We start from the raw sequence: 17019 nt of genomic DNA on the forward strand, positions 1-17019 counted from the left end.
CCGGCTCGGTGGTCGGCGCGCAGGTGGCGACGGCGTCGACGCATCCGCGACACTGGAGGTCGTGATCGTGCGCGTCGTGTCCGGGGGCCAGGCCGGTGCCGACCGGGCGGCGCTCGAGGCGGCCACCGCGCTCGGCCTCCCGTACGGCGGGTGGTGCCCGCTGGGCGGCCGGGCCGAGGACCTCCCCGAGCCCCCGGGGGTGCTCGCCCTGTTCCCACGCCTGTCCGAGACACCGACGGCCGAGCCGTCGGTGCGCACGGCGTGGAACGTGCGCGACAGCGACGCCACCCTCGTGCTGCGGTGGGGCGAGGGGGAGTCCGCGGGCACCGACCTGACGACCCGGGTGGCCGAGGAGCTCGGCAGGCCGCTGCTGGTGGCGTCGGCCGAGGATGCCGACGCGGTCGTCGGGTGGCTCCGCACGCTCGGCGACGGCCTCACCCTCAACGTCGCCGGTCCGCGTGAGAGCGAGGCGCCCGGCCTGCGATCACGCGCCCTCCGGACCCTGGTGGCGGCGCTGGGCGACGTTTGCGGCAGGACCGTTCCGGTTACCCACGGCGTCATGACGGACGCGACCGGAGGCCTGGAGCCGATCCCCGAGACCCGCGAGGCCATCTCCGGTCTCGAGCAGGCGACGGACGAGCGAGGCCTGCTCCAGGGCCTGCTCGAGCAGGGTCGCCGAGTCAGGGAGGTCGTGCCCGACTGCGTGGGTCTCAGCGTCGCCCTGCTCGACCACGGGGTCTCCTTCACGCTGGTCGCGACGTCCGAGGACGTGGCCCGGCTCGACGGCGTGCAGTACCTCGTCGGTGGGCCGTGCGTCGGTGCCGCCGCCGCGGAGCAGGTGCTCGAGTACGCCCGGGAGGACCTCCTGGACGAGGGGGCGTGGCAGGCGTTCGCCTCCGCGACGGCCGCCGCCGGCATCGGCAGCACGCTGACGCTCCCCATCCTGGTCGACGCCCGGGTGATCGGCACGGTCAACCTGTACGCCGCGTCGGAGGGAGCCTTTCGCGGACATCACCGGGAGCTCGCCGAGATCTTCTCGGCGTGGGTGCCTGGCGCCGTGTCCAACGCCGACCTCTCCTTCCGGACCCGGCGGGTGGCGCAGACCGCCCCGGACCAGGTCCAGCGACGTCGTACGATCGACACCGCGCTGGGCATCCTGGCCGTGGTCAAGGGGGTCAGCATCGAGGGTGCGCGTGCGGACCTGCAGGAGGCGGCGCGTCGTGCGGGGGTCGACGAGCTCGACCTGGCCGGCGCGCTCATCGAGCTGGGCACCGGCAGGGACCCCGACGGTGGATCCGGCGCGGGTGACGACGTCACCGGGCCGGGCCCGGAGTGAAGGAGACGCCATGAACGGCGAGACGGACGAGTTCACCGAGCAGCTCTCGGTCGCGGCGAGGGCGATGCAGGCCGAGGACGGCACCCAGCAGACCCTCGAGCGGGCGATCCTCAACGTCACCGAGATGATCGAGGCGTGCGACCTGGCGGGCATCTCCATCCTCCGCAAGGACGGGATCGAGACGCCGGCCGCCAGCGACGAGCTCACCCGGCGCATCGACCAGCTGCAGTACGAGCTGCGGCAGGGCCCGTGCTACGACGCGCTCCGCGAGCACGAGGTCGTCCGGGGGAACGACCTCCTGCGCGACGAGCGCTGGCCACAGTGGGGACATGCGATGGCCGAGGAGCTGGGCGTGCGCAGCAGCCTGAGCTACCGGCTGTTCATCACCGACGACAGCCTCGGCTCGATGGATCTCTACTCACGCACCGTGAACGCCTTCGACGACGACGACCTGCTCCACGGCCAGGCCCTGGCGGCGCACATCGCGGTCGCGGTCGCCGCCGCGCAGGACTCCGACAACCTCAGGCGCGCGGTCACCAACCGGACCGTGATCGGCCAGGCCGAGGGCATCCTGATGGAGCGGTTCGGCATCACCGCCGACCGGGCCTTCGACGTGCTGCGCCGGGTCTCCCAGCACCGCAACCAGAAGCTGAACCAGGTCGCGGAGCAGCTGGTGAGCACCCGGGAGACGCCGAGCTGACGCAGCGGTCGCGCTCGTGAGCCGAGATCGGCACAGCCGGATGTCCCGGCGGTTGGCCTACGTGCTGCGGCACGACCCGGCGTCCGCCGGGGTGGCCCTCGACAGCGACGGGTGGGCCGACGTCGACGACATCGTGGCGGGCGTCCCCGGGCTGACCCGCGAGCTCCTCGAGCGGATCGTCGCCACGGACGGCAAGCGTCGCTACACCTTGGACGGCGACCGGGTCCGGGCCGCGCAGGGCCACTCGGCCGGTGTCGCCGACGCCATGCACCGGGTCCCGGTCGTGCCGCCGCCGCGGCTCTACCACGGCACCACCGCGTCGTCCGTCGAGGAGATCCTGGCCCACGGGCTGCTCCCGGGCTCACGCAGCCACGTGCACCTCTCCGCCGACCGGGACACCGCCGTCCGCGTGGGTGGGCGCCGGGGGACCCCGGTCGTGCTCGAGGTGGGCGCCGCGGCCGCGCACGCGGCGGGGACCCGGTTCTTCCTGGCGGACAACGGTGTCTGGCTGGCCGAGGACGGCGTGGCCGCCCGGTTCCTGGCCCGCTGAGCCCGATCAGCGCGCGACGTCCTCCGGGACCGGCAGCCGGGGGACGCCACCGAGCCGGCGGCGGAAGCGGACGTGCGCGGTGAAGGCGTCCAGGACCCGCCACAGGGTGCGGTGCGCCTCCCAGGGGAGCGGCTCGTCGCCGACGCGCCAGCCGGCACCGAAGCCGATCCACACGGGGGTCCAGGTGGCGGCCGCGTCCCAGGCGCCGCGGTGCTGCTCGACGAGGCGGCGGCGCAGCTGGAACTCCTGGCGCGGCCCGTCGACGCAGATGGGCGCGGTGCGCACGGGCCAGACGTGCAGGTCGAGCACCATCAGGGCCAGCTCGAGGTCGCGCAGCGCGACCGGGTCGACCAGGACGGTCGCGACGGTCTCGTGGGGCTCACGCTTCACGCGGGCACGGTAACCCGGCCACACCGTGGGGCCAAGGGCGGCGTACCGCGCGGTCAGGGTGGTCCGAGTCCGATCAGGGCCGGGCGGCCGCGACCAGCCCGGCGACCAGCCCGACGTCGGCCACCCTCTCGGGGTGCCACTGGACGGCCAGGCAGAACCGCTCACCGGGCAGCTCGATCGCCTCCGGCGTGCCGTCGGCGGCCCGCGCGGCCACCGTGAACCCGGGGGCGTCGGCCACCGACTGGTGGTGGTGGCAGCGCACGGCGAGCGAGTCGCCGACGAGCCCGCGCAGCCGGCTGCCCGCGACGGTCGACACGGCCACCTCCCCGAAGACGTCGCCTCCGGGGCTGTGCTCGTCGTGGCCGACGACGTCGGGGGTGTGCTGGACGAGCGCACCCCCGGCGTGCACGGCCATCAGCTGCATCCCGCGGCAGATGCCCAGCACCGGCAGGCCGCCCGCGGCGGCCGCGTCGAGGAGGGCGAGCTCCCAGGCGTCCCGGTCGGGACGCCACCCGGCGGTGCGGGGGTGCGGCGCCGCGTGGTAGCGCGAGGGGTCCACGTCGGCGCCGCCGGAGACCACGAGTGCGTCGAGCCTCGCCACGACCGTCTCCGCAGCCTGCGGCAGCCCCACCGGCGGCAGGAGCACGGGCAGGCCGCCCACCGCCTCGACGGCGCCGGCGTACCCCGAGGGCAGCAGGTCGGCGCGCTGGTCCCAGACCCCCCACGCCGCCTTTTCGCGGTAGGTCGTCAGGCCGATGACGGGTGCGGCCATCTCAGAGCGGGGTGACGTAGGCGCCCGAGATCCCGCCGTCGACGAGGAACGTGCTGGCGGTGATGAAGCTCGACTCGTCGGAGGCCAGGAACAGCACGGCGTCGGCCATCTCCTCGGGCTCGGCGAACCGGCCCATCGGCACGTGCACGAGGCGTCGCGCGGCGCGCTCGGCGTCGGAGGCGAACAGCTCCTTGAGCAACGGGGTGTTGACCGGGCCCGGGCACAGCGCGTTCACCCGGACGCCCCGGCGGGCGAACTGCACGCCCAGCTCCCGCGACATCGACAGCACGCCGCCCTTCGAGGCGGAGTAGGAGATCTGCGACGTCGCGGCACCCATCACCGCCACGAACGACGCGGTGTTGACGATCGAGCCCGACCCCTGCTCGAGCATGTGGGTGAGGGCCGCCTTGCAGCACAGGTAGACGCTGGTCAGGTTGACCTCCTGCACGCGGCGCCACGCGTCGAGGTCGGTGTCCAGGATCGAGTCGTCCTCGGGGGGCGAGATACCGGCGTTGTTGAACGCGATGTCGACCGACCCGTAGGTGTCCTTCGCCGTCTGGAACAGGGCGTCGACCTGCTCCTTGGAGGTCACGTCGACCTGGACGTACGTCGCCACGTCGACGCCGCCGAGCCCGTCGGCGAGCGCCTTCCCGGCGGCCGCGTCGATGTCGCCGATGACGACCCGGGCCCCCTCCTCGACGAAGCGGTGGACCGTGGCCAGCCCGATGCCCGAGCAGCCGCCGGTCACGACGGCGACCTTGCCCTCGATGCGTCCTGACATGTGGTGTGACTTCCTTCCGTTGCTGCGCCGACTGCTCAGTGCTCAGTGCGCGATGAAGACGTTCTTCTCCTCGGTGAACGCGTGCGGCGCGTCGGGGCCGAGCTCGCGGCCCAGGCCCGACTGCTTGTAGCCGCCGAACGGCGTCCAGTAGCGCACCGAGGCGTGGGAGTTGACGCTCAGGTTGCCCGCCTCGACGGCGCGCGCGACCCGCAGCCCGCGGCCCAGGTCGCTGGTGAAGATCGACCCCGACAGGCCGTACTCGCTGTCGTTGGCCAGCTCGACGGCGTGCGCCTCGTCGTCGAAGGGCATGACCGCCACCACCGGGCCGAAGACCTCCTCGCGCCAGATCGGCGCCGAGGGGTCCTCGGTCAGCACGACCGAGGGCGGCACCCAGAACCCCGGGCCGCCGGGGTCGGTGCCGGTGAACGCCACCTCCACGTCGTCGAGGTAGCCGCGCACGACGTCACGCTGGCCCGAGGAGACGAGCGGGCCCATCTCGCTGGACTCCTCGGCCGGGTCGAGCACCTTCAGTGCGGCCACGGCGGGCTCCAGGCGGCCGAGGAACTCGTCGTAGGCGCGGCGCTCGACCAGGATCCGCGAGCGGGCGCAGCAGTCCTGCCCGGCGTTGTCGAAGACGGCGTACGGCGCGCTGGTGGCCGCGGCGGCGACGTCGGCGTCGGCGAACACGATGTTGGCGCTCTTGCCGCCGAGCTCGAGGGTCACCTTCTTCACCTGCTCGGCGCAGCCGGCCATGATGCGCTTGCCCACCGCCGTGGAGCCGGTGAAGGCGATCTTGCGCACCAGCGGGTGGGTCACGAACCGCTCCCCGACGACCGACCCCTGGCCGGGGACGACGGTGAGGACGTGCTCGGGGAGACCGGCCTCCAGCGCCAGCTCACCGAGGCGGATCGCGGTGAGCGGCGTCAGCTCCGCCGGCTTGAGGACCACCGTGTTGCCGGCGGCGAGCGCCGGGGCGAATCCCCAGGCCGCGATCGGCATGGGGAAGTTCCACGGCACGATGATGCCGACCACGCCGAGCGGCTCGTGGAAGGTCAGGTCGACCCCGCCGGGCACCGGGATCTGGCGGCCGAAGAGGCGCTCGGGGGTGGCGGAGTAGTAGTTGAGGCAGTCGCGCACGTTGCCCGCCTCCCAGCGCGCGTTCGCCCGCGTGTGGCCGGCGTTGGCGACCTCGAGGTCGGCGAGCTCCTCGACGTGGTCGTCCACGACCGCGGCGAAGCGCCGCAGCAGCCGCGCCCGCTCGCCGGGCGCCACGTCGCGCCAGGCGGGGAACGCGGCGGCCGCGCGCTCGATGGCCTCGTCGGTCTCCGCCACCGAGGCCAGGTGCACCTCGGTGACCGCCTGCGCCGTGGCCGGGTTGACGACGGTGAACGTCCGGTCAGTGGCCTGGCCACTGGTCTGGGTGGTCATCGCGGTCACAGCCTCTCGAAGCCGCGGAACAGCTCCCAGTCGGTCACGGCCGCGCCGTACGCCGCCAGCTCGACGTCGGCCATGTTGGTGTAGTGGTCGACCACGGCGTCGCCGAGGGCGGCCCGCGCGACGGCGGAGCCGGCGAAGGCCTCGCGCGCCGCGTGCAGGGTCGTCGGGATCCGCGCGTGGTCGCCGCTGACGTAGGCGTTGCCGGCCAGCTCGGGCTCGAGCTCGAGCTCCTGCTCGATGCCGTGCAGGCCGCCCGCGAGCATCGCGGCCAGCGCCAGGTAGGGGTTGACGTCGGCGCCCGGCACGCGGTTCTCCATCCGCGCCCCGGCGCCGTGGCCCACCAGGCGCACGGCGCAGGTCCGGTTGTCGAGCCCCCACGCGATGGTGGTCGGGGCGAACGACCCGGCGGCGAAGCGCTTGTAGGAGTTGATGTTCGGCGCGTAGAGCAGCGTGAAGTCGGCCATGGTCGCCAGCAGGCCGGCGACGAACCGGTCGTAGAGCGGAGTTCGCTCGCCGGAGTCGGCGTCCCAGAAGACGACCTCGCCGTCGGTCCCGCGCAGCGAGAGGTGGATGTGGCAGGAGCTGCCCTCCTGCTGGTTGTACTTGGCCATGAAGGTCAGGGACTTCCCCTGCTGCGCCGCGATCTCCTTGGCGGCGTTCTTGTAGACGCTGTGGTTGTCGGCGGTGGCCATCGACTCGGCGTAGAGGAAGCCGATCTCGTGCTGCCCGAAGTTGCACTCGCCCTTGGCGCTCTCGACGTCCATGCCCGCGGCGTACATGTGGTTGCGGATCGCGCGCAGCAGCGGCTCCGCCCGCGTCGTGCCGAGGATGGAGTAGTCGATGTTGTACTGGTTGACCGGCTCGAGCTCTCGGTAGCGCGCGCGGTGCGCGTCCTCGAACGAGGTGTTGAAGGCGATGAACTCCAGCTCGGTGCCGGCCAGGGCGGTCCAGCCCTGCTCGGCCACCCGGTCGAGCTGCGTGCGGAGCACCGTGCGTGGCGACTGGACGACCGGTGCGTGGTCGAGCCACACGAGGTCGCACTGCACCATCGCCGTCGCCGGGAGGTGGGGGAGCAGGCGGAGGGTGTCCCAGTCGGGGGCGAACTCCATGTCGCCGTAGCCGCGCTGCCATGACGAGATCTCGTAGCCCTCGACGGTGTTCATGTCGACGTCGACGGCCAGCAGGTAGTTGCAGCCCTCGGTGCCGGCCTCCAGCGCGACGTCGAGGAAGTAGCGCCCGTGCAGGCGCTTGCCCTGGAGGCGGCCCTGCATGTCGGTGAAGGCCATCACGACGGTGTCGACCTCGTCGGACTCGATGAGCGCACGGAGCCGGTCGAGGGTGAGGTAGCGCTCGTTGGGGACGGTCATGGTGTCCTTCCGGATCGGGTCGGGGTCATCCGAGCAGGCCCCGCAGCAGGGCCGCGGTGTCGTCGCAGTGCTCCTCCATCACGCGCCGGGCCCGGTCGGGGCGGCCCCGGACGATCGCGGTCGTGAGGTGGTGGTGCTGGCGGTGGGAGTGGCCGATGTTGGCCTCCAGCACCGGGATCGCGGCCAGCATCTCGTGCAGCGACGACTGCACCGAGGTCACCGCCTCGATGGTCCGGTCCGAGCCGCTCAGCGCGGCGACGGTCAGGTGGAACCGGGAGTCGGCCTGGCGGTGGTCGGCGGGCCGGGAGGCCGAGGCCACCGTGGCCGCCGCCTCCGCGAGCTGGGTGACCTGGTCGTCCCCCAGCCGCGCCGAGGCGGCGAGCCAGGCTGCGCCGGGCTCGACGAGGCGCCGGAACTCCAGGGCGTCGAGCCAGTCGTGACGCTGCACGGCGGTGATCCGCGCGGCACGCCGGGCGTAGGGGCTGCGCGGCTGGTGGGTCACCACGGTCCCCCCGCCGCGACCCCGGGTGGTCTCCACGAGCCCCGCCTGGCGCAGCGCGGCCATCGCCTCCCGCAGGGTCGCCCGGCTCACGGCGAGGCGCTCGGCCAGCTCGCGCTCCGGCGGCAGGACGGAGCCGAGCGGGTAGACGCCGAGCCTGATGGCGCGGGCCAGCTGCTCCACGCACGCCTCGAAGGCGTGGTGCCCGCGCACCGGCCGGAGGACGACCTCCGGCAGCCGGTGTGCGGAGGACGCCGTCATGCCGGTCATCCTTCGCGGCGGCCGGGGCCGGTGTCAATCGCTCAATGGTCTGAGTTCATACCTTTTTTTCGCCGGTGTATTTACGGCCGTCGCGAGCGGGTCTAGCCTCCGAACCAGTCGGCTCCGCCCTCCCGAGAAGGTGTCCCATGCCCGAAGCGAACGAATCCGCCCACGAGCGGCACGACTCCCCACAGCTCACCGACGACGAGCAGCACCTGGCCCGGCTCGGCTACAAGCAGGAGCTCAACCGCACGTGGTCGGGGTTCTCCAACTTCGCCATCTCGTTCTCGATCATCTCCATCCTCGCCGGCTGCTTCACGACCTTCGGCCAGGGGTTCAACAACGGCGGCCCCGTCGCGATCTCCTGGGGATGGCCGATCATCGCCGGCTTCATCCTGATCATCGGCTTCACCATGAGCGAGCTCGTCTCGGCGTACCCCACCTCGGGAGGCATCTACTGGTGGGCGGCCAAGCTCGGGGGCCCGGCCGCCGGGTTCTTCACGGGCTGGCTGAACCTCATCGGGCTCGTCGCGGTGACCGCCTCGGTGGCCTACGGCTGCGCGACGTTCATCGACCTGACCATCAGCACGTGGTCTGAGGGCTTCGCCGCCGACTACTCGCTGACCCGGGTGTTCCTGATCTTCCTCGTGGTGCTCGCCCTGGCCTCGTTGCTCAACATCTTCAGCGGCCACCTGATGGCGATCATCAACAACGTGTCGGTCTGGTGGCACGTGGTCGGCGCGCTGGTCATCGTGCTGATCCTGGTGTTCGTCCCCGACTACCACCAGAGCTTCGGCTACGTCTTCACCGAGCGCTTCAACAACTCCGGCTACAGCGACGGCTCCACCTCGACGGCGACGTACTGGCTGCTGGTGGTGCCCTTCGGCCTGCTGCTCACGCAATACACGATCACCGGCTTCGACGCCTCCGCGCACCTCTCGGAGGAGACCTCGGCCGCCTCCTCGGCCGCGGCCAAGGGCATCTGGCAGTCGATCTTCTACTCCGCGATCGGCGGCTGGATCCTCCTCCTGGCCTTCCTCTTCGCCGTGCCGAACGGCCCCGACGGCCTCCCCGACAACGCCGGGGTGGGCGGTGGCGGCGTCGCCTACATCTTCACCTCCGCGCTGGGCGCCGGCCTGGCGGGCCTGGTGCTGTTCATCTCCGCGGCGGGGCAGTTCTTCTGCACGACCGCGTGCATGACCAGCGCATCGCGGATGACCTTCGCCTTCAGCCGCGACGGCGCCATCCCCGGCTCCCGCCTGTGGTCGAGGCTCTCCGGCGCCCGCGTGCCGGCCAACGCGGTGATGCTGGTCGCCGTGGTGTCGGCGCTGATCACGCTGCCGGCACTGATCGAGGTCAACATCGGCACCGAGGCCGAGCCGCTCATCGTGCCCACCGCCTTCTACGCGGTGGTCTCGGTCGCGGTGATCGGCCTCTACCTGGCCTTCCTCATCCCCATCTGGCTGCGCTGGAGGATCGGCGACCGCTTCGAGGTGGGCGCGTGGAACAACGGCCGGAAGTACAAGTGGATGAACCTCGTGGCGGTGGTCGAGATCGCGATCATCTCCGTCTACTTCGTGCTGCCGTTCGTGCCGCAGGGCAACCCGTTCAACGACGACTTCTCGCCGAAGTTCGTCAACTACGCCCCGGTGCTCACCCTGGGTGCGCTGCTCCTGCTGACGATCTGGTGGCAGGCGTCGGCCAAGAACTGGTTCACCGGGCCCAAGAGCACGATCGACCAAGCGGTCGTCGACGTCTTCGACGGCTGACACACCGACGGTGCCCGAGGACGAGAGCCCCGACCGGCTCCTCGACCAGGTGCCCCGGCTCGCGAGCCGGGTCCTGGTCGAGGAGCTGCCGGGCGGGCTGACCAACCGCAACTACCGCGTGGACACCCCCGACGCGTCGTACGTCGTCCGGGTGAGCGGCAGCGACGCCGCGCTCCTCGGCATCGACCGGGAGGCGGAGTGCCTGAACTCGCGGGCGGCCGCGGCCGCCGGCGTGGGCGCCGAGGTGTTCGACTTCCGTCCCGACCTCGGCGTGCTGGTCATCGGCTACCTGCCCGGCCGGACGCTGGTCGACGAGTCGTTCGAGGACCCCGCCGTCCTGCGACGCGCCGCCGACGCGGTGCGCCGGCTGCACGCCGGCCCGGCCTTCACCGGTGAGTTCGACATGCTCGCCCGCCAGGCGGCGTACCGGGAGACCGTGCGCACCCACGGCTTCGCGCTGCCGCCGGACTACGACGACCACGCCGACGCGTGGACCGCGGTGCACCGCGTCCTGGCCCTGCGCCCCCGGGTGCTCGTGCCGTGCAACAACGACCTGCTGGCGGGCAACTTCATCGACGACGGCCGGCAGGTGCGGCTGATCGACTACGAGTACTCCGGCGCCAACGACGCGGCGTTCGAGCTGGGCAACACCGCCACGGAGTGCGGCTTCCCGCCCGAGCGCACCGAGGCCTGGACCGAGGCCTACTACGGTGCGCCGACCCGCGGCGAGCTGGCGCGGGTGCGGCTCGGGTCGCTGCGCAGCGAGTACGGCTGGTCGCTGTGGGGCTTCATCCAGGCGGCCACCAGCCCGCTGGACTTCGACTTCGCCGGGTGGGGCCGGCACCGCTACGAGAAGGCCGTCGCGACCTTCCGCGGGCCCCACCTCGAGCGCCTGCTGGTGGAGGCGGCCGATGACTGAGGCGCTGCCCGAGCGGGCGCGGGTGGTCGTCGTCGGCGGGGGAGTCGTCGGCTGCTCCACGGCCTACCACCTGGTGCAGGCGGGCTGGACCGACGTGCTCGTGCTCGAGCAGGGCCACCTCTCGGGCGGGACGACCTGGCACGCCGCCGGCCTCGTGGGGCCGCTGCGCGCCACCGAGGGCGGCACCCGGCTGGTGCAGTACTCCGCCGAGCTCTACGACCGGCTCGAGACCGAGACCGGCCTGGCCACCGGCTACCGCAACGTCGGGGGCGTGATCGTGGCCCGCACCGAGGACCGGATGGTGGCCCTGCGGCGGACCGCGGCCAACGCCGCGGCCTACGACCTCGAGTGCCGGATGCTCACCCCCGACGAGGCGGGCGAGCTGTGGCCGCCGATGCGCACCGACGACCTGCTGGGCGCGATCTGGCTCCCCGGGGACGGCAAGGTCAACCCCACCGACCTCACCCAGTCGCTCGCGCGGGGTGCCCGGAAGGGTGGGGCCAAGATCGTCGAGGGCGTGCGTGTCACCGGGCTCGCCACCACGGCCGGACCGGCCGGTCCGCGGGTGACCGGGGTCCGGACCGACCGGGGCGACGTGGAGGCCGAGGTGGTCGTCAACTGCGCCGGCCAGTGGGCGACCGCGGTCGCCGCGCTCGCCGGCCTGCCGCTGACGGTGCCGCTGCACAGCGCCGAGCACTTCTACGTCGTCACCGAGCCGGTCCCCGGCGTGCACCCCGACCTGCCGATCATGCGCGACCCGGACGGCTGGACGTACTTCAAGGAGGAGGTCGGCGGGCTGGTCGTGGGCGGCTTCGAGCCCGACGCGAAGCCGTGGGTCCCGCCCGACGCCATCCCGCACCCCTTCGAGTTCCAGCTGCTGGAGGAGGACTGGGAGCACTTCTCGGTGCTGATGGACCAGGCGCTGGTGCGGGTGCCCGCGCTGGAGGAGACCGGGATCCGCAAGTTCTACAACGGGCCGGAGAGCTTCACGCCCGACAACCAGTTCCTGCTCGGTGAGGTGCCCGGCCTGCGCGGGTTCTTCGTCGGGGCGGGCTTCAACTCGGTGGGCATCGCCTCCGCGGGCGGGGCCGGGCGCGCCCTGGCCGAGTGGATCGTGGCCGGTGAGCCCACCAGCGACCTCGTCGGCGTCGACGTACGCCGCTTCGGGGCGTACGCCGCCGACACCGGCTGGCTGCGCGAGCGCGTCGCCGAGACGCTCGGGCTGCACTACGCGATCCCGTGGCCGTTGCGGGAGGCGTCGACCGGACGGGGGATCCGCACGTCGCCGGTGCACGACCGGCTCGCCGCGGCCGGCGCGGTGTTCGGCTCGCGGATGGGCTGGGAGCGGCCGCTGTACCTCGCCCCCACGACGGAGGACGCCGCCGCGGCGGAGGAGCACCACACGTGGGGCCGGCCGGCGTGGCATCCGTGGTCCTCGGCGGAGCAGCGGGCCACCCGCAGCGCGGTCGCGCTCTTCGACCAGACCTCCTTCTCCAAGTACCTCGTCCGGGGCCCCGGGGCGCTGGAGGGCCTGCAATGGGTCTGCGCCGGTGACGTCGACGTCGCGCCCGGCCGCTGCGTCTACACGCCGCTGCTGAACCGGCGGGCCACCTACGAGGCCGACCTCACCGTCACCCGGGTGGCGAGCGAGGAGTTCTGGGTCGTCAGCAGCTCGGCGACCACCGTGCGCGACCTCGACTGGTTCGGCCGCCACCTGCACGAGCGGGTGGGAGGCTCGGCAAGGATCGAGGACCGCACCGACGACGTGTCGGTGCTGGGCGTGATGGGGCCGCGCTCCCGCGACCTGCTGTCCGGTCTCGTCGACGCCGACCTGTCGGAGGAGGCGTTCGGGTTCGCCACCAGCCGCGAGCTGACGGTGGCGGGTGCCCGGGTGCGGGCGACCCGGATGACCTACGTCGGCGAGCTGGGCTGGGAGCTGGCGGTCCCGTGGCAGGACACCGCCTACGTCTACGACGCGCTGGTCACCGCCGGCCGGGCGCTCGGCCTCACCGAGGCCGGCTACCACGCCATCGAGTCGCTGCGCCTGGAGAAGGGCTACCGCGCGTTCGGGCGTGAGCTCACCCCCGACGTCACGCCCGTCGAGGCCGGGCTGGTCTTCGCGACCGCGCTCGGCGCCGACAAGGACTTCCTGGGTCGTGCGGCCCTCGCCGACCACCGGTCGGCTCTCGCCGCCGGTGGTGCGCGCCGTCGTCTCGTCTCCTTCGTGCTCGACGACCCGGGGGCCGTCCTGTGGGGCGGTGAGCTGGTCCTGCGTCACGGCGAGCCGGTCGGGCAGGTCACCAGCGCGGCCTGGGGCGAGACCGTCGGCAGCACGGTCGGCCTGGCCTATCTGCGCCACGACGGACCCGTCCGGCAGGAGTGGCTGGACGCGGGTGGTCTAGAGGTCGACGTCGCCGGGGAGCGCCACCGCGTGACCTGCACGCTCCGCGCGCCGCTCTGAGGAACCGCTCTCCACAAGGCTCGTCCTTTGGGGTCGGCCGGCGCGGCCCGGCCGCCTAGGCTCCTCCCATGCCGACGCCTCGACGCACCCACCGGGCGCTGTCGGCCTACGCCCACGACCGGGTCGTGAGCTGGCGCACCGGCTCCAGCGAGAGCCAGGTCTTCGTGCTGCTCGTGCTCCTCGCCGGAGTGGTGGTCTCCTTCGTCATCGGCTGGTTCGACTACCGCCTGATGCCGCTGACGACGTACTTCGTGTGGTTGCTGCTCGGCATGCTGCTGCTGCGCTTCCGGCCGCTGGTGCTGCTGGCGGCGGCGGTGCTCGTCGCGGCGCCGACGGTGATGGTGCACGACGGCCCGATCGCGGGACCGCGGGTGACGGCCCTGGCCACCCTGGTGGCCGCGGTCGCCCTGATCCTCTACCAGTCCAGCCGCCAGCGGTCCGGCCTGCCGGTGCCGCTCAGCGAGGCCCTGCTCGTCGACCTGCGCGACCGGCTGCGGGCCCAGGGCACCGTGCCCCGGCTGCCGGGGGGATGGGCAGCACAGTCGGCGATGCTGGCCGCCGACAACGCCAACTACGCCGGTGACTTCCTCGTCGCCGACCTGCGTGAGGACCGACAGCTCGAGATGGTGCTGGTGGACGTGTGCGGCAAGGGCATGGTGGCAGGCCCCGCGGCGCTGCAGTTCGCCGGCGCCCTCGGGGGCCTGATCGGGGCGCTGCCCCCTCGTGAGCTGATGCTGGCGGCCAACAGCTTCCTGCTCCGCCAGCACGCCGACGAGTCGTTTGCCACGGCCGTGCACCTGCTCGTGGACCTCGAGACCGGCAGCTACTCCATCACCAGCGCCGGCCACCCACCCGCACTGCGCTGGCGTGCCGCCGACGGCGTGTGGGACATCGACAACGCCCGCGGCACCGCCCTCGGCATCGTGCCCGCGCCCGAGCTGCACGGGTCCGTCGGGCAGCTCGCCCCCGGGGACGCGCTGATGTTCTACACCGACGGCGTCGTGGAGTCGCGCGACAGCGACCTCGACACCGGCATCGCATGGCTCCAGGCGGCCGCCACCGAGGCCGTCGGCGTGGGGTTCACGGGGGCCGCGCGCCGGATCCTGCGGGGGGTTGAGGCGGGCGACGACGACCGGGCGGTGCTCATCCTGCACCGCTCGGTCCCGGCCGGCAGCCGGGTGGGGAGCGCCAGCACCACCTCCGGCTGAGCCGGATTCCGCTGTGGACGAACACGGCGCGCGGCCGGAACACCAGCGTGCCGGGCAGGGTTGAGTCGACACCACTCAGGTCCGCCCGAAAGCGAGGACACCGTGTCCGACACCCGTCTACCCGTCCTGTTCGTCTCCGAGCTCGTCGTCCTCCCCGGCATGGTGGTGTCCCTCGAGCTCGACGAGTCCTCCCGCGCCGCGGTCGACGCCGCCCGTGCGGGCAGCGAGAGCCGCGTCCTGGTCGCCCCCCGGCTCGAGGACCGCTACGCGTCGTACGGCGTCATCGCCAGCGTCGAGCGCGTCGGCCGGTCCAGCGGCGGGAGTCCCGCCGCCGTCCTCAAGGCCGAGCAGCGCGGCCGCATCGGCAGCGGCGTCACCGGCCCCGGCGCGGCCCTCTGGGTGGAGGTCGAGCCGGTCCAGGACCGCGTCACCGACCACGCCCGCGAGCTCGCCGAGGAGTACAAGCGGCTCGTCGTCGCCGTCCTCCAGCGCCGCGAGGCGTGGCAGGTCATCGACTCGGTGCACCAGATGACCGACCCGAGCGCCATCGCCGACGCGGCCGGCTACGCGCCGTACCTCTCCTCCGACCGCAAGCGCGAGCTGCTCGAGGAGCCCGACGTCGAGTCGCGGCTCGAGAGGCTCATCGCCTGGACCCGCGACCACCTCGCCGAGGCGGAGCTCACCGACAAGATCGGCGAGGACGTCCGCGAGGGCATGGAGAGGAGCCAGCGCGAGTTCCTGCTGCGCCAGCAGCTCGCGGCCATCCGCAAGGAGCTGGGGGAGGGCGAGCCCGGGTCCCCCGGGGGCCCCGAGGACTACCGCGCGCGCGTGGACGCCGCCGACGTGCCCGACGCCGTGCGCGCCGCCCTGCTGCGCGAGGTCGACAAGCTGGAGCGCTCCAGCGACCAGAGCCCGGAGACCGCCTGGATCCGCACCTGGCTCGACACCGTGCTCGAGCTGCCCTGGCAGGTGACCACCGACGACTCCACCGACGTCGTCGCGGCCCGCGCCGTGCTCGACGCCGACCACCACGGCCTGGACGAGGTCAAGGAGCGGATCGTGGAGTACCTCGCGGTCCGCGCGCGGCGTGCCGAGCGCGGCCTGCAGGTCGTCGGCGGCCGGGGCTCCGGCGCGGTCATCCTGCTGGCCGGGCCTCCGGGGGTCGGCAAGACCTCGCTCGGCGAGTCCGTCGCCCGCGCGCTGGGCCGGACGTTCGTCCGGGTCGCGCTCGGCGGCGTGCGCGACGAGGCGGAGATCCGCGGCCACCGGCGCACCTACGTCGGCGCGCTGCCCGGCCGCATCGTGCGGGCCGTCAAGGAGGCGGGGTCGAGGAATCCGGTCGTGCTGCTCGACGAGGTCGACAAGGTCGGCGCCGACTATCGCGGCGACCCGGCCGCGGCCCTGCTGGAGGTGCTCGACCCGGCGCAGAACCACACGTTCCGCGACCACTACCTCGAGCTCGACCTCGACCTGTCCGACGTGCTCTTCATCGCCACCGCGAACGTGGTCGAGCAGATCCCGCAGGCGCTGCTGGACCGCATGGAGCTGGTCACCCTCGACGGCTACACCGAGGACGACAAGGTCGCCATCGCCCGCGACTTCCTGCTGCCGCGACAGCTCGAGCGCGCCGCGCTGACCGGCGAGGAGGTGAGCGTCTCCGACGCCGCGCTGCGGGAGATGGCCGCGAGCTACACCCGGGAGGCCGGCGTACGCCAGATGGAGCGGCTGCTCGCGAAGGCGCTGCGCAAGGCGGCCACCCGCCTCGCCACCGGCGCCGAGCGGGTCGACATCGACGTGGCGGACCTGCGCGACCTGGTCGGGCGCCCGCGGTTCACCCCCGAGGTCCACGAGCGGACGTCGGTGCCCGGCGTCGCCACCGGTCTGGCCGTGACCGGGCTGGGCGGCGACGTGCTCTTCATCGAGGCCTCCGCCCACGACGGCCCGGCCGGCCTCACGCTGACCGGCCAGCTCGGCGAGGTGATGAAGGAGTCCGCGCAGATCGCGCTCACCTTCGTCCGCTCGCACGCGGCCGAGCTCGGCGTCGACCCGACCGTGCTGGACCGGGCCATCCACGTGCACGTGCCCGCGGGGGCCGTGCCCAAGGACGGACCCTCGGCCGGCGTCACGATGGTGACGGCGCTGACCTCGCTCGCGACCGGGCGGCCGGTGCGCTCCGAGGTCGGCATGACCGGCGAGGTGACCCTGAACGGGCGGGTGCTGCCGATCGGCGGGGTGAAGCAGAAGCTCCTCGCCGCCCAGCGCGCCGGGCTGACCGAGGTCTTCCTGCCCCAGCGCAACGAGCCCGACCTCGACGAGGTCCCGGCCGAGGTCCGCGAGGCCGTCACGGTGCACCTGGTCGGGGACGTCCTCGACGTGGTGCGCGGCGCGCTCTCGACGGCGAGCACGGCCGCCGTCGCCGCCTGACGCGGTCGTCTCCCGCGCGCCGAAGGCCCCCCGTCGCGGTCAGCAGACCGGCGGCGGGGGTTCCGGGTAGCTCCCACCGATGTGGTCGGACCACTGTTCACGGATCGCGGACAGCACCCTCGCGAGAGCTTCCGTCCAGCCCGGG

At 73.1% G+C, this 17019-nt stretch carries 14 protein-coding genes; 8 read left to right on the forward strand and 6 right to left on the reverse strand.

What is annotated here, in order from left to right; all coding sequences use genetic code 11:
* The first annotated feature begins 61 nt into the window (after window positions 1–61).
* From QZX64_RS06040 to QZX64_RS06050, 3 genes are read left to right on the forward strand one after another with little or no spacing between them, the layout of a single operon-like run.
* On the forward strand, window positions 62–1336 hold the full coding sequence (locus QZX64_RS06040) for a YpsA SLOG family protein (RefSeq protein WP_295657703.1): 1275 nt from the start codon (window positions 62–64) through the stop codon (window positions 1334–1336).
* Between the two features lie 10 nt (window positions 1337–1346).
* Window positions 1347–2036 (forward strand): GAF and ANTAR domain-containing protein, encoded by a 690-nt coding sequence (locus QZX64_RS06045; protein ID WP_295657704.1) that lies wholly within the window; start codon window positions 1347–1349, stop codon window positions 2034–2036.
* A 40-nt stretch (window positions 2037–2076) separates the two neighbouring features.
* Complete coding sequence (locus tag QZX64_RS06050; protein ID WP_295657705.1) at window positions 2077–2586, forward strand: RNA 2'-phosphotransferase; 510 nt, start codon at window positions 2077–2079, stop codon at window positions 2584–2586.
* A 6-nt stretch (window positions 2587–2592) separates the two neighbouring features.
* Here QZX64_RS06050 and QZX64_RS06055 read toward each other — a convergent pair whose 3' ends face one another.
* From QZX64_RS06055 to QZX64_RS06080, 6 genes are all read right to left on the reverse strand, one after another.
* On the reverse strand, window positions 2593–2976 hold the full coding sequence (locus tag QZX64_RS06055; RefSeq protein WP_295657706.1) for a hypothetical protein: 384 nt from the start codon (window positions 2974–2976) through the stop codon (window positions 2593–2595).
* A gap of 73 nt (window positions 2977–3049) precedes the next feature.
* Window positions 3050–3748 (reverse strand): gamma-glutamyl-gamma-aminobutyrate hydrolase family protein, encoded by a 699-nt coding sequence (locus QZX64_RS06060; protein ID WP_295657707.1) that lies wholly within the window; start codon window positions 3746–3748, stop codon window positions 3050–3052.
* Between the two features lies 1 nt (window position 3749).
* Window positions 3750–4529 (reverse strand): 3-oxoacyl-ACP reductase, encoded by a 780-nt coding sequence (locus QZX64_RS06065; RefSeq protein WP_295657708.1) that lies wholly within the window; start codon window positions 4527–4529, stop codon window positions 3750–3752.
* A gap of 42 nt (window positions 4530–4571) precedes the next feature.
* The gene (locus QZX64_RS06070; protein WP_295657709.1) at window positions 4572–5957 is read right to left on the reverse strand and encodes an aldehyde dehydrogenase; all 1386 of its coding nucleotides are present in this window, start codon (window positions 5955–5957) and stop codon (window positions 4572–4574) included.
* Between the two features lie 5 nt (window positions 5958–5962).
* Window positions 5963–7333 carry a glutamine synthetase family protein gene (locus tag QZX64_RS06075; RefSeq protein WP_295657710.1) on the reverse strand — a complete coding sequence of 457 codons (1371 nt, stop codon included), beginning with the start codon at window positions 7331–7333 and terminating at the stop codon, window positions 5963–5965.
* Between the two features lie 25 nt (window positions 7334–7358).
* The gene (locus QZX64_RS06080; protein ID WP_295657711.1) at window positions 7359–8093 is read right to left on the reverse strand and encodes a FadR/GntR family transcriptional regulator; all 735 of its coding nucleotides are present in this window, start codon (window positions 8091–8093) and stop codon (window positions 7359–7361) included.
* A gap of 146 nt (window positions 8094–8239) precedes the next feature.
* On the opposite strand from QZX64_RS06080, the gene QZX64_RS06085 reads away from it, so the two are divergent.
* The 5 genes from QZX64_RS06085 (at window position 8240) to lon (ending at window position 16874) form a co-directional block, all read left to right on the forward strand.
* Entirely contained in the window at window positions 8240–9862 is a 1623-nt protein-coding gene (locus QZX64_RS06085) for an amino acid permease (protein ID WP_295657712.1), read from the forward strand.
* Window positions 9863–9872: 10 nt separating this feature from the next.
* Complete coding sequence (locus tag QZX64_RS06090; RefSeq protein WP_295657713.1) at window positions 9873–10781, forward strand: phosphotransferase; 909 nt, start codon at window positions 9873–9875, stop codon at window positions 10779–10781.
* Window positions 10774–13242, forward strand: a complete 2469-nt coding sequence (locus QZX64_RS06095; protein WP_295657714.1) for an FAD-dependent oxidoreductase — start codon at window positions 10774–10776, stop codon at window positions 13240–13242. Before QZX64_RS06090 ends, QZX64_RS06095 begins: the two co-directional genes overlap by 8 nt.
* A 68-nt stretch (window positions 13243–13310) precedes the next feature.
* Complete coding sequence (locus QZX64_RS06100) at window positions 13311–14450, forward strand: PP2C family protein-serine/threonine phosphatase (RefSeq protein ID WP_295657715.1); 1140 nt, start codon at window positions 13311–13313, stop codon at window positions 14448–14450.
* A 102-nt stretch (window positions 14451–14552) separates the two neighbouring features.
* Complete coding sequence (gene lon / locus QZX64_RS06105; RefSeq protein WP_295657716.1) at window positions 14553–16874, forward strand: endopeptidase La; 2322 nt, start codon at window positions 14553–14555, stop codon at window positions 16872–16874.
* Window positions 16875–17019: the final 145 nt, after the last annotated feature.

Origin of the sequence: uncultured Nocardioides sp. (genome assembly GCF_902805925.1) — a bacterium.
Classification (GTDB): domain Bacteria; phylum Actinomycetota; class Actinomycetes; order Propionibacteriales; family Nocardioidaceae; genus Nocardioides.